The sequence below is a fragment of the Frankia casuarinae genome (assembly GCF_000013345.1).
Classification (GTDB): Bacteria; Actinomycetota; Actinomycetes; order Frankiales; family Frankiaceae; genus Frankia; species Frankia casuarinae.
The window spans coordinates 2,107,918-2,120,810 of the sequence record NC_007777.1 but is presented as its reverse complement, the minus strand read 5'-3'; the positions used below and the strand labels follow the sequence as shown (position 1 = coordinate 2,120,810).

Sequence of the window (12,893 nt, the reverse complement as noted above, 5' to 3'; positions counted from 1 at the left end):
ATCTGAGCAGCGCTCCGAGGTGCGCGGCCGGGATACTTAAGCAGCGGATCGCCGGCTGCGGCAGTGCCCAGCGAACTGCCAGCGAGGCGTTTGCCCTGGTCAGCGCGCTACTCAAGTAGACCTGACCACCGCTGCTCATGCGGTCCGCATCTTCGGTGGCCGCTGCTCATCTATACCTGGCCCCTTCAGCCCGACCAGCACCCCGACGGTGGGCCCGTCCGTCAGCCAATCCGGTCGCCTGCTTGAGCCGCTACCCCCCACTCGCACGCTGGTGCAGGTCAGCGGCCTGCTGGCAGTACCAGAACACAGCCCGACTTTAGCTCCTCGGAGCTTTGTTAATAATCGATGGACCCTGTGGGGACTGGCCGTTCGCTGGCGGCGGTCGACTGGAATTCCGGGCACTACCGGCACGCCCTCCCGAATAGAAGACTTCCCCGCAAAGGAATCCCTCCATCCCTCCCGCTTTTCTATACATCTTCCATTCTACGATTTCACGCCTTCCGCCCTCTTCTGCTATTCGTCCGATTCTTATTTCGCCCTCCCCGTAGGCGTGATGGGTGCATCTTTGTCGACGAAAAATGGACGCGCGATGCCTGGGAAATTCCAGAAAAGATGGTCTGGGGATATTGATTTCTCGGTACCGGTGGGGGATTATTGAGCCTTTTCAATCTCTGTTTGTCTGATTCTTTCGGCCGTTGAGGATCACCAATTGACGAATTGAACGGGCACTGGTTCCGGTCGTTCCGTCATCTGGCGGCGGCGATAGTTGTTCGGGCGGTGGCCGGAGGGGTGCCGTAAATAGAGAAGTCCCCGGTAGATCACAGGGTGTCTACCCCACTGTGCCCTTGACCGAGGACTTCCGTTGCTAACCTACCCTGGTGTCGTCGACCTGCCCGAGTCGACCCTGACCTTCCTCGCGGGGCTGCTGGCCGAGGACCGCGCCCAGCGTCGGACCTGGCGCAAGCTGCCCCCACCCGAGCAGGCACTCCTGGTGCTCGTCCACCTCCGCAAGGGTGAACGCTACGAGCAGCTCGCCGAGGGCTTCCAGGTCAGTGTCGGCACCGTCCACAACTACATCCGCGAAGCCGTCCGCCTGCTCGCCACTCACGGCCGGACCCTGCTCGCCGCGGTCTGGATCTTCGCGTGGACCCAGAGCAACTTCCTCATCCTCGACGGCACCGTCGTGCGTACCAACCGTGTCCGCGCGCACAACAAGCTGTACTACTCGGGCAAGCACAAGTACCACGGCATCAACCTGCAGGGCCTCACCGACCCCTACGGCCGGCTGATCTGGATCTCCGAAGGGCTTCCCGGCTCCGTCCATGACCTCACCGCGGCCCGGATGCACGACATTCTCGATCTGATCGACCGCTCGGAGCTCTACCTCTACGCGGACAAGGGCTACGTCGGCGGCGAGGGCGACCGCCTCCTCGTCCCGATCAAGAAACCCAAGAACAACGACCTCCCCGACCGTGACAAGGAGGCCAACCGGACCCACGCCACCACCCGCTCACAAGGCGAACGAGGATTCGCGGTCCTCAAGAACTGGCACATATTCGACCGTTTCCGTGGCTGCCCACGCCGCGTCGGCACCTTCGCCCAGGCCGCCCTCGTCCTCGCCACCGAGGGCCTTTAGGAAAACCAACTTTGAAATGGCTCATTAGTTATCGGCGCGTTGCGCCCGGCGCGCGACGCCAATTCACCCTTCTGTGGAGTCTTTCCATGTCGCATGTCTTCTTTTCCCGTGAGATTCCGTCGACCGTTCCCGGTGAGGCCGCCACCCGCGAGGACATGGCGCGCGTCACCCAAGCCGACTGGGAGGCCATCGTCGGTCACGCCCGCCGCTACTGCCGGAAGCTCGACGCGTCCCGCTCCCGCAAGCGGGCCGACCGCAGCGCCACCATCAGCCGCAACGGCTACGCCCCCTATGGCACGGACGACGTGTCCGACGACGTCGCCCACGACGCCGTCCTGATCTACGCGCGTAGGCTCGGTGTGATCGTCCGGGACTGCGTCGTCGCGTCCGTCAATGTCGCCACCCGAGAGCCCGACCGCTGGCAGTACCAGCCCCAGGACGGGGAGATGTTCATCGTTGACCGTGGCACCGTCCGTGCGTGGGCGGTCAAGTCCGCCGCCCAGCGCAACGGCTACCGTCCCCCACGCCGCGAGACCAGCGCGGGAGAGATCGAGTCGCAGGCGCATCACCTCGCGGCGGTGACGTTCCTCGCTGGCGTCTCCGATGTCGTGTTCGCGGCGGCATGGGGAGACGGACGCGACTTCCCGACGCTGCGGAGGATCATGGCTGTCGCTCGCCGCGCTGAAGATCTTGGACGTACCGGCGTGTTCGCCATCGTCGCCCAGCAGATCTACGGCGGAAAGTACGGATCACGCCGCGCTGTGATCAAGGTTCGGGATGCCGCACTCGCGGAAGCACGCGAACTCACCTCGCGCTGCGACACGATCCGAGACGCTCTCACCTATCAGGACCGGCATCGGCGCATCAGCAACGACGACTGACCGCGCCACCTGGAGCCTCCGAGCCCACGGCTCGGAGGCTCCACCCATGTCCGGTCACCTTGTAGGCCGATGCGACGCCTGGTCCCGTCAAGCCGTCCCGCCTGATCATCGAAGACGGGAGACCGGCGGTGTCCCGATCGGTGTAGCGCAGATCACGCCGGGCTGAGCACGGCGCACAGAAGCGGTCGGCGTCGGGAGACGAAGACCGGGCGGAAGGCGCCCGTCTCACCCACGGCGCACGACTGGGAGATCAGCAACGCCGCTACGTCGCTGTCAGGAACCGAACTCGCCATCGCGTGCGCCAGCGAGGAACGCCGTCCACTCTGCCGCCGTGAACACGAGGACGGGCCCGCCGGGGTCCTTGGAGTCCCGGACCGCACGGCCACCGTCGGGCAGCTCGGCGACTTCGACGCAGGCCCCGCCGTTGCCGTTGCTATGGCTGCTCTTGCGCCAGTGCAACTGGGTGTCACGGGTTGTGGTCATCGTCAACACCTTCCATCGCGTCGACGATCAGGCGGCGTGATGCGTCCTCATCGTGGGCTGATGCCCGCAGCCTATCCATCCGTTCCCGGTACTGACTGACGTCCGCCGGGCGATCAAGGTACAGGCTGCCGGTCGCCTGATCGATGTAGACGATCTCCGGTGTGTTGTCCCCGTCGGGGAAGCCCAGCAGGATGAACGATCCACCCATGCCCGCGTGGGCCCCGAGACGGAACGGCAGCACCTGGATAGTGATCTCGGGACGGCGGGACATCTCGATCAGGTGGGCGAGTTGGGCACGTGTCACCGTGGGCCCACCGACCACACGGCGGACCGCGGCTTCGTCCAGGATCGCCCAGAGCTGCGGCGGTGGGTCGGCGGCCAGCGCCTTCTGACGACCGAGGCGGAGATCCACGGCACGATCGATCTCCGCATCAGCCAGCAGCGGCGTGGCGGCCTGCATCACCGCGCGGGCGTAGTCGGCGGTCTGGAGTAGCCCGGGAACGAGCAACATCTCGAATGTCGCGATGTGGCTCGCCTCGGCTTCGAGCCCGACATACACCTCGAACCAGCGCGGAACCACATCCCCGTAGGTGTGCCACCAGCCCTGCTGCCGGGTCTCCTTGGCCAGCGCGAGGACCGCCTCACGTCGGGCGTCGTCGGTGATGCCGTAGGCGTGCAGAAGATCACTGACGTCGATCGCCCGGAACGAGACGAGCCCGTTCTCCATCCGGCTGATCTTCGCCTCCGACCCGCGGATCGCCTTGGCCGCCTCGGCGGCGGTGAGCCCGGCCGCTTCGCGCAGGCGGCGCAGCTCGACCCCGAGCCTGCGTCGTCGAACCGTTGGCCCCGATCGTGCCGCCACGACCCCTCCACTCCGCCTTGCCCCGCTGGCGCCACAGTCTGGCACCGCTGCGTGCGTCGCCGCCCACACAGGACCACAACAAGTCCGAACGGACTTCCGATCGTACTTGCATCCGGAAGTCCACAGGCCCATCATCGGCTTGCCAGGGGGACGATCCGCGCAGATCAGGTCACGCAGGCCGCATCAGCGCGGGCACGTCCTTCACACCGTCCGCTGTCCCCGCCGGATGCACCGCCGCCAGGCCAGGCCCGGCGGGGTCAGCGTCACCAACCGCAACGACAGGCGGGGATGAGCTTGTGTGGTGCCGTAGACAGCCAGAGGCGACACGGCCAGGGCCGCGGGCATGAGCGGTGACCCGACGCCCATTGTCCGGGTGGCCGTGGCGCACTTCCCACCCACCGACGCCGCCGTGACCGACGTGCGCACGAGCACGGTTCGCACGCTGACCGCATGGTTCGTGAGCCGCGCCGCAGTCTCGATCACCGAAGCCGTCGCCTGTGAACTGGCGTCCAATGCCGTCAAGGCCAGCCACCCGCGCGACGTGGTGGCGATACGGCTCACCGCCGCGAGCGGACACGTGCTCGTCGAAGTGTGGGATAGCAGCGAGGTGGGTCCGCAGCTCACCAGCCCCGACGCCTTCGACGAGCACGGACGCGGTCTCACCCTTGTCGATGCGCTGAGCACCCGATGGGGATGGTTCCGGGCGCGTACCGGCGGAAAGGTCGTCTGGGCGCAGATTCCGGGTGGATTGCGCCCGACGACGGCCATCACGGCTCCGGTGATGCCGACACGAACGCCGGTGGCAGGGCCGCAACCGGTGGAACCGGTGGCCTACCGCACCGACCAGCAAACCCTGCGGCGGGTCGCGGACGCGCTGCGCGCTCTGGACCCCTGGCAGCACCCCCGCCGACCCGAGGCGGTCACCTCTGGCCAGCACCTCGCAGCCCAGAGAAGGAAGCGGGGATCAGGCCTGCGGACCGTCCCATGAGCAGTGATGGAAGACATCCGCGGCGGCCTGCGGGCCACGGGATGATCCACCTGGAGATCGCCAGCGAGCTTGACCAGCGATACCCGTTCCGTCCCGCGCGGCGATCGCATCGGCTGTAGTCGTGCCGTGATCCGGCCGTGGTCGGCCTCGATCGGATTGTTCGCGTACTGGTCGTCGATGTGAGGAGCGGCAGGGAGCTGTTCGTCGAGGACTCGTGGGGAGGAGGCGGCCCGGTCGGTGGTCACCTCGACGGGCCGCCGGCCGTGGGACAGGGCGCGGGTAAAGAACCGGCGGGCCGCGGCGAGATCCCGCTTCTCGCCGGCCACCACGTCGATGACCTGGCCGACCTGGTCGACGGCCCGGTACAGACAGGTCCATCGTCCGGCGACCTTCACCGACGTTTCGTCGACGAACCAACGATCATCCGGTGTGTGCCGGCATGGCCGGGCCGCGTCGATCAGCAGCGGGGTGAACCGGCGCACCCACCGGTAGACCGTGACGTGATCAATCTCGAGGCCGCGTTCGGCGAGGAGTTCCGCCACGTCGCGGTACGACAGGGCGAACCGCAGGTACCAGCGGACCGCCAGGGTGATCACCTCGGGTGGGAACCGGAACCCGGCGCACTCCGACGTCGGAACCAGTTGTCACCAGTGGACGGACACGACGTCGACGCATCACTCGATCACGACCGATCGGCGGTCGCGGACAGCGGACTCCGCCGATGCACCAGAGCCCCCGCGGGTCGTTCGCAACCTCGCCGATGGCCGGTGGTTCTGCCAGACAGGCGCAGCGGCGGGCGACTGTTTTCAGGAAGCTGCGACCCGGCGGCCCATGGCACCTTTGGGTGAGGGCCAGCCTGGTGTGGGAACTGTCGTGAACAGTCGAGGGCCATGCCGTATCTGTTACCTCCTGGCCTCGGCGCATCGACGCTGCCACCTGCCCCGACACTTCGCCGCGGCGCACCAGGAAACATTTTATGATCTGCTTGAAAGCAACTTCATTCGAGTGTCGCGCGGGCGGTCTGGCACTAGTTATTCCGGGTGGTTTCGGTTTTCCTGTCGTGACCTATTGGGCTGCGGTGTTACGATTGGGATATCGGTCATCCGGCGCCCGTCGACGACTAGCGCCATGCACCTGGTAGTCGGCCGAATCGTATTCCGGTGGCCACGCCGATATCACTTCTTCAGGGAGGACACTGCAATGGCACGTAAGTCCCTGGCACTTGAGCTCTATACCAACGCCGACGACACCGTCGACCACCGCTACATGGCTCAGATGCGAGAGCAGGATTCTACTCCGGTGGCGACGAACCCATCGCTGCCTCGCTTCACACTGGTCGTCGGCCCCTCTCCTTTCAGTATGCCGCGTGGGTGGGAGTTCTTCCTCACCTCCCCGTACGAGGGCGCCAGCTACATCTCCACTGTCCTGCACAACGCGGGCTATCCGGTGCGCATTATCGACGTGCGGTACTCGCTGGACCCGCTAAACGAGGCCTACAATGCCATCGTCGGACAGACCGACGTGCTGGGCGTGTGCACATTCGAGGACAACTTCCCCTTTTGTCGCGAGCTTATGGCTAAGATGAAGGAAGCAGAACCGGACGTGCCGATCATCTGCGGCGGCTCGCTGGTCACCTCGGTGCCGCACGTGTTCATGAACGACACCGCCTGCGACATCGCAGTGATCAGCGAAGGCGAGATCACAATCCTGGAGCTGATGGAGAGCTACGCGGCGGGTCGTTCAGGGTGACCCGCAAAGTCTGTTTGTGCAGGTAGACGGTGTGAGACGGGGTGCGGGGGGCTGGGGCCGGTGGTGGTGTGAGGATCCGGGCCCGGCTGCTGTTTCGTCGCTGTGAGTAGCGCGTGTGAGGGTGGGTTCCGGCGCCGGCGGAAACGCCACCGATGACGTTCTGTGACAGCCGGTGGGGTGGGTGGGGCGGTGGGGCCGTGGGGTCCGGGGGAACAACGGCGGGCCACCACGGTGAGGGTGGCTGCGGTGAGGCAACGGGGTCCCGGTAGGACGGGGATTGCCTAGATCACCAGCCGTAGGGAGCCCCGTTGCCGGTCCAGTCTCGCATGCCCGTCACTCCCACCGATCTCGGACAGGCCGGGTCGGGGCAGCTGGTCCGGATGCGGCGGTCGCTGCGGGTCCTGGGGGCGCACGGCGGTGAGGTGCAGGGGCTCGCCGACGTACTCGCCGGGGTGCCTGACCCGCGGGACCCGCGAGGGATACGTCACCGGCTCCCGGTGATCCTGGGACTGTCCGCCGCAGCGGTCGCCGCGGGGGAGAAGTCGGTGGAGGAGATCGCGGCCTGGGCTGCGCACGCCCCGACGCAGGTCCTGACCGCTCTCGGGGCGCGGGTCCATCCGGTGACCGGGCAGCCGCAGGCACCGTCGGTGGACACGATGATCCGGGTCCTGTCCGCGGTGGACAGCTCGGCGCTGGCGAGGGCGGTCGGGATGTTCGCCGCGGCCCGCGCCCGCCAGGCCCGTGGTGGTGGGCGGCGGGTGGTCGCGGTCGACGGGAAGACCCTGCGTGGCGCGGCTGGGCCTGAGGGGCGGGCACCGCACCTGCTCGCGGTCGCCGAACACGGCACGGGTGTGGTGCTCGCCGAGCATGAGGTCGGCGCGAAGACGAACGAGGTCACCGCGTTCGCACCGCTGCTCCGCGAACTGCATTCCCATGATCCGCTGGATGGGGTGGTGGTGACCGCTGATGCGTTGCACACGACCCGCGCCCACGCCGACCTGATCGTCACCGAGCTGGGAGCGCACTTCGTGTTCACGGTGAAGGCGAACACCCCGGCGTTGTCGGTCGACTGCCACCAGGCGACCGACTGGACGAAGATCCCGATCGGGCACAGCGCCGAGGGCAGGGCCCATGGACGGTTCGAACGACGCACCATCCAGCTGGCCCAGGCCAGCGAGGCGATCCGTGCCCGCTATCCCCATGCCCGCACCGTGGCGCGGATCCGCCGTCATGTCCGGCGGACCGTGACCACCGGCACGGGCCGGGCCCGGGTCACCCGGACGATCCCGAGCACTGTCACGGTCCACGTCCTGACGAGCCTCACCCTCGACGCGGTCACACCCGCTGATCTCGCGGGCTACGCCCGAGGGCATTGGACGATCGAGAACAAGGTCCACTGGGTGCGCGATGTGACGTTCCGTGAGGATGCCTCGCGGGTTCGGACCGGCCCACTGCCCCGCATCATGACCACACTCCGTAACCTGATCATCGGGCTGATTCGCCTCGCTGGCCATAACCGCATCGCCCCGACCATCCGCAGAATCCGACACGACAACGCCCTGCTCCTGGCCATCCTCACTCTCGACAACCCCGCTGACCTGCATCAATGACTTTGCGGGTCACCCTGGCGGGTCGTTGGGAGCGCGACCTGCCCAGTATCCGTGGGATCTGCTACCGCACCAAGGAGGGTGAGGTCAAGCGGACGCCTGCTCGGGGTCAAATGATGGATCTCGACGCGCTGCCCAGGATGCGGCTGGAGCTGTGGCCGCAGTCTCAGGGTCACAATGGCCTCCAGCCTCAGATCATCTCCTCCTACAGCCGCGGCTGCAAGATGGACTGCTCCTTCTGCTATCGCACCACTCCGCAAGTACGGGCCAAATCCCCGGAAAAGATGGATCGGGACATGGCTTGGCTGAAGACTCGCTATGGCATTGACTTCTGCTTCTTTGTCGATCTGACCTTCAGCTCGCACCGCGGCCAGACCATCGAGATGTGCGACGTCATCAAGCCATACAACATCGGCTGGACGTGCCTGACGCGGTGTGCGGACATGGACAAGCCAAGGGCCGATGCCATGCGTGATTCGGGCGCCGATATCATCCTCTACGGCGTGGAGTCGCTGGGCAAGGACGTGCTCCGTGAGGCCCGCAAGGGCAGCAGCGAGAACCTGACTATCCGGGCGATGAACACCACCTTCGACGCTGGCGTGCGCTTCGGGTCCCTGCTCATCGTCGGACTGGCCAACGAGAGCGAGGAATCGCTGAGACACATGGTGGAGTTCGCCGAGACCTACAACCATGTCACCCGAGTCAAGTACCTGTCGGCCATGCCGGGAACCACGGTCTACCAACAGGCCATCGCCTCCGGTCTTATCCGCTCCGAGATTGACCACCTGAATTGGCTCTCGACCGAGCAGGCGCTGTATGAGGACGAGTTTCTCAACGTCAGTGGCCTGCCCGAGCAGGTCTGCCGCGATGCCTACAAGCGCATCTATGACTCCTACGAGCCGGGGCCGGTGATGAACTTCAAGCACTTCCCCGAGAACTTCCAGTACTTTCATCCGCAGCCCGACGACGGCCTGGAGCGGTCGACGTCATACGCGGGCCGCAACTGGCGGCGGGAGTTCAGCTCTGCGGCAGGCCCGTTGGCCCCCGGCTCGGAGCGATTCACCCTGGACAGGTGCGCCAGCCCGGATGTGGCCGCCCTGGGTAGTAGCCTGATCCCCAGCGGGGCCGCGCGGATGGTTAAGGCCGCCCCGGCGCATGTCGCGGCCGCATCGGCTTGAGCGGCGGTGGTTGTGGTGAGCGCCGCCGTTCCACCACCTGGGTCGGCGCGCCCTGTCCTGATTATTGGTACTGAGCGATCCGGGTCGAATCTTCTGCGGCTCATGCTCGACGCACACCCCGCCATCGCGGTCCCGCACCCGCCGCACCTGATGAGGTACCTGGCCCCGCTGGCAGCGTCCTACGGAGACCTCGGTGTTGCGGCCAACCGCACACGGCTGGCCCGCGACGCGCTGCGGATCGTGCGTGCTCACCTGCATCCTTGGCCGCATCCGGTAGATCTCGCACGCGTGGTCCGCGAGTCCGACGCCTCCACGTTCGGCGTTGTAGCCGCGATCTACGAACAGTACCGCGAGGCCGAGGACAAGCCGCGGTGGGGGTGCAAGAGCACGTTCATGGTCGACCACATCGACGAGGTGCTACGCCGCTATCCCGACGCCCGGTTCGTCTGGCTGGTCCGGGATCCCCTAGACGTCGCTGCCTCGGCCAAGCGTGCGGTCTTCGGCCCAAGCATGCCCTATCGGATGGCCCGGCTATGGCTACGCGAGCAGCGGTGCGCGGACGCGGCGCTGGCGCGGCACGGGCCCGCGGTGGTATACCTGCTTCGCTACGAGGACTTGGTGACCGAGCCAGAGGGCGCGTTGAACGAACTCTGCTCCTTTCTCGGCGAGCCCATGCATGCCGGGATGTTGCACCATCATCTCACATCGGGGGCGCGTCGGATCGGCGCGCTCGCCGAGTCTTGGAGACGGGCCGCGCAGCCGGTCGGCGCCGACCGGATCGGCGCGCACCGCACCGGCCTGACCGCCGCCGAGCGTAGGCAGGTGGCTGCGGTGGCTGCACCGCTGGCCCGGCGGCTGGGCTACGACCATGGCTCGGACGCCGACGCCGCGCCGGAGGAGGTGGCGCCTTCGATGGTCGCCATGGCGCTGCGCTCGGCTGGACTGCGCACCGTGATCGAGGTGCGTTCGTTGTGCCGGGACCGTAACTACACCCGTAGGCTCCGGCGCGACGCGACGGTGCGCTCGCTGCGGCTGACAGCGTGGGCGCGCACCCGGGTGCCAATGGAACTGCCCCAGTTGAGAACCCGGTGATGAATGGGAGACGCGTGAAAATCAACAGGCTGGAGCTCGGCCGGGAAGGGACCGGGATCGACCGTGAAAACGTCGTCGGCCACTTCAGTGCCCGCGCTCGCACCTATGACATGTCCAGTTCCTGGTGTACCGACGACGAGCTAGGCGCAGTGATCGTGCGTGTCGCCAATGCGGGTCCGACCGACCGCGTGCTGGACGTTGCCTGCGGGACCGGATTGGTATCGCGACTGTTTCACGGCAGGGTTGGCGCAGTCATCGGGGTCGATATCACCGAGGACATGGCTGCTCAGGCCCGGCCACACCTCGACGAGCTGGTCATCAGCCCTGCGGAGGAACTGCCCTGGCCCAATGCCAGCTTCGACGTCGTGGTGTGCAGGCAGGGCGTGCAGTTCATGCGCCTGCCCGATGCGGTGCGCGAGATGGTGCGGGTACTGCGGCCGGGCGGGCGGCTCATACTGATCAACCTGTGTGCCTACGGACCGGACGACCGCGACGAATACTTCGAGGTGCTGCGTCTGCGCAATCCGGTACGGCGCCACTTTTTCCTACCCGAGGACATGGCGAAGCTGGTTGCCAGCTCGGGGTGCACCGATCTGCGGACCGAGCGGTATGTCTCGATCGAGGACGTCGATGTCTGGTCGGACAACGGCGCTATCGACGAGTCCGCCCGAGAGGCCATCCGCGAGGTGTACCGCTCTGCCTCGCCTGAGTTCAGCCGCCTGCACTCGGTGCACCAGCGAAACGGCCTGTTTGTCGATCACATGCTCTTCGTGATCGCCTCCGGCTGCAAACCTGGCGGTGACGTTGCATGACCGCGGTAAACGCTTCATCTGCCGGCTGACCCTGGAAGCCGCCGCGTTCGCCGGCCTGCCTGGGCCTCGGTAGCCCACCGAGGCCCAGTGTCAGGCAATCTTTATCCAATCAGGAATCGGGTGAAATGGTTAATAAGAGGGGGAGTCGGGCGATTCGCGGCGGGCGCGACCTTGACGCTGATAAATCCAGCCCGACTGGTGCGCTCCTTCTGCTGAACATCCAACACCTGCTGATCGCGATGGACTTCACCGTCGTCTTCGTGGCGCTGCCAACAATGGGGGACGACCTCGGTCTCACTGATCGTGGGCTGACCTACGTCACCGCGACTTACGGGCTGGCCTTCGCTGCGTTCCTGCTGTTGGGTGGCCGAGCCGCGGACGTGTTCGGGCGGCGCCGGGTGCTCTTGGTGGGACTCGCGCTATTCGTCGTCGCCTCGGTAGTCGCGGTGTCAGGCTCGGCCGCCGCGTTGCTGGTTGGCCGCAGCATGCAGGGTGCCGCCGCGGGCCTCATCACCCCGGCCGCCCAAGCCTTGGTCGTCACGCGATACCCCGAGGGGAAACAGCGTACGAGGGCGCTGAGTTGGTGGGGTGTCACCGGTGCGGGCGGCCTGGCCCTGGGGGGACCGGCCGCAGGGGTACTGACCTGGGCACTGGACTGGCGGGCTGTCCTGCTGGTCAATGTCCCGATTGGGTTGCTGTGCTTGGTCTTGGCGCCACGGCTGATCGCCGTCGACGCGACCAGGGAGACCGAGGCTGGGCCCCGGTTCCGTCTTCCCGCGGTCCTAACGGCAGGCGCGGCGATGGGTCTTCTGGTATGGACGGTCGCCGAGGGTCCGGTCTCTGCCGCTGCGGATACCCTGGTCCGGGCAACGGCCGTAGTGGTGCTACTGGGAGCATTCGTGCTTATGGAGCGGCGGAGCACAGATCGGCTGATGCACCGCGATATCTTGCGCGTCCGTCCGGTGGCTGTCGCCGACCTGATGTCGGTGTTTTTCGGTGCCGCCCTCGGAGGGCAGTTCTTCGCTATCACCCTGTATCTGCAGGCAGTGAGCGGAATGTCCGCGCTCGTCGCCGGACTGATGTTTATTCCGGTTACGCTTTTCATGGTCGTAGGCAACAAGGTCGGAGTCCTGCTGATCGCTAGAATCGGCCCCATCCGCAGCCTGCCTGTCGGGCTGGCAATTGCTGCGGTGGCCGAGGTGGCGATGGCGTTCTTGCCCACCGGTGGTGGCGTGCCGTTGCTGGTTCCCGCGATGATCCTGCTCGGTCTGGGCCAGGGCATCGCGTTCGTCGCGATCACCGTTGCTGCCACGGCCACCGTCGCAGCTGAGCGGCAGGGTGTTGCGTCCGGACTACTCAACGTTGGCATGAACATTGGGCAGTCGATCGGTCCCGCCGTGCTCGCCGCGATTGTCACCTGGCGGTCCACTGCCGCCCTCGACGGCGGGGCGGGCCAGGCCGAGGCGAACAACCAGGGTTTGCACGGCGCTTTTCTGGCCATCGCCGCGATCGTGGTCGTGGGACTGCTGGTGTGCGGGGTGCTGCTGCGGTCGGGACCGGGCCGAGTCGAATCGGTCCACGCAGGCTGATGCCGGCGGACGTGCC

Annotated in this window: 12 protein-coding genes and 1 pseudogene; 9 read left to right on the top strand and 4 right to left on the bottom strand. The window is 66.5% G+C overall.

The window, feature by feature from the left end:
• Positions 1–862 precede the first annotated feature (862 nt).
• Positions 863–1,636 (top strand): IS5/IS1182 family transposase, encoded by a 774-nt coding sequence (locus FRANCCI3_RS08985; RefSeq protein WP_011434618.1) that lies wholly within the window; start codon positions 863–865, stop codon positions 1,634–1,636.
• An 86-nt stretch (positions 1,637–1,722) separates the two neighbouring features.
• Positions 1,723–2,517 (top strand): hypothetical protein, encoded by a 795-nt coding sequence (locus FRANCCI3_RS08980; protein WP_011436219.1) that lies wholly within the window; start codon positions 1,723–1,725, stop codon positions 2,515–2,517.
• 273 nt (positions 2,518–2,790) lie between these two features.
• On the opposite strand, the gene FRANCCI3_RS08975 is transcribed toward FRANCCI3_RS08980, so the two are convergent.
• The 3 genes from FRANCCI3_RS08975 to FRANCCI3_RS27915 all read right to left on the bottom strand — a co-directional run bounded on the left by FRANCCI3_RS08975 (position 2,791) and on the right by FRANCCI3_RS27915 (position 4,345).
• Positions 2,791–3,000, bottom strand: coding sequence for a DUF397 domain-containing protein (locus tag FRANCCI3_RS08975; protein WP_011436218.1), 210 nt, complete (start codon positions 2,998–3,000; stop codon positions 2,791–2,793).
• Positions 2,984–3,862, bottom strand: a complete 879-nt coding sequence (locus FRANCCI3_RS08970; RefSeq protein WP_011436217.1) for a helix-turn-helix domain-containing protein — start codon at positions 3,860–3,862, stop codon at positions 2,984–2,986. Before FRANCCI3_RS08970 ends, FRANCCI3_RS08975 begins: the two co-directional genes overlap by 17 nt.
• A 201-nt stretch (positions 3,863–4,063) precedes the next feature.
• Positions 4,064–4,345 carry a hypothetical protein gene (locus FRANCCI3_RS27915; protein WP_235609218.1) on the bottom strand — a complete coding sequence of 94 codons (282 nt, stop codon included), beginning with the start codon at positions 4,343–4,345 and terminating at the stop codon, positions 4,064–4,066.
• On the opposite strand from FRANCCI3_RS27915, the gene FRANCCI3_RS23325 reads away from it, so the two are divergent.
• Positions 4,236–4,850 carry an ATP-binding protein gene (locus FRANCCI3_RS23325; protein ID WP_236701556.1) on the top strand — a complete coding sequence of 205 codons (615 nt, stop codon included), beginning with the start codon at positions 4,236–4,238 and terminating at the stop codon, positions 4,848–4,850. The two genes, FRANCCI3_RS27915 and FRANCCI3_RS23325, sit on opposite strands and share 110 nt — an antisense overlap.
• Before the next feature lie 100 nt (positions 4,851–4,950).
• Here the strand turns inward: FRANCCI3_RS23325 and FRANCCI3_RS24340 are convergent.
• Positions 4,951–5,491 (bottom strand): annotated as a pseudogene (locus FRANCCI3_RS24340) (IS6 family transposase); the annotation flags it as partial.
• A gap of 559 nt (positions 5,492–6,050) precedes the next feature.
• On the opposite strand from FRANCCI3_RS24340, the gene FRANCCI3_RS25575 reads away from it, so the two are divergent.
• From FRANCCI3_RS25575 to FRANCCI3_RS08930, 6 genes are all read left to right on the top strand, one after another.
• Complete coding sequence (locus tag FRANCCI3_RS25575) at positions 6,051–6,599, top strand: cobalamin-dependent protein (RefSeq protein WP_011436214.1); 549 nt, start codon at positions 6,051–6,053, stop codon at positions 6,597–6,599.
• Between the two features lie 326 nt (positions 6,600–6,925).
• Positions 6,926–8,209, top strand: coding sequence for an ISAs1 family transposase (locus FRANCCI3_RS08950; protein WP_049760812.1), 1,284 nt, complete (start codon positions 6,926–6,928; stop codon positions 8,207–8,209).
• Positions 8,206–9,384 (top strand): B12-binding domain-containing radical SAM protein, encoded by a 1,179-nt coding sequence (locus FRANCCI3_RS08945; RefSeq protein WP_011436213.1) that lies wholly within the window; start codon positions 8,206–8,208, stop codon positions 9,382–9,384. The genes FRANCCI3_RS08950 and FRANCCI3_RS08945 overlap by 4 nt, the downstream gene beginning before the upstream one ends.
• A gap of 6 nt (positions 9,385–9,390) precedes the next feature.
• Complete coding sequence (locus FRANCCI3_RS08940; RefSeq protein WP_201783446.1) at positions 9,391–10,476, top strand: sulfotransferase family protein; 1,086 nt, start codon at positions 9,391–9,393, stop codon at positions 10,474–10,476.
• A 14-nt stretch (positions 10,477–10,490) separates the two neighbouring features.
• Positions 10,491–11,288: a class I SAM-dependent methyltransferase gene (locus FRANCCI3_RS08935; RefSeq protein WP_011436211.1), complete on the top strand. Its 798-nt coding sequence runs from the start codon at positions 10,491–10,493 to the stop codon at positions 11,286–11,288.
• 125 nt (positions 11,289–11,413) lie between these two features.
• Positions 11,414–12,877, top strand: coding sequence for an MFS transporter (locus FRANCCI3_RS08930; RefSeq protein ID WP_011436210.1), 1,464 nt, complete (start codon positions 11,414–11,416; stop codon positions 12,875–12,877).
• Positions 12,878–12,893 lie beyond the last annotated feature (16 nt).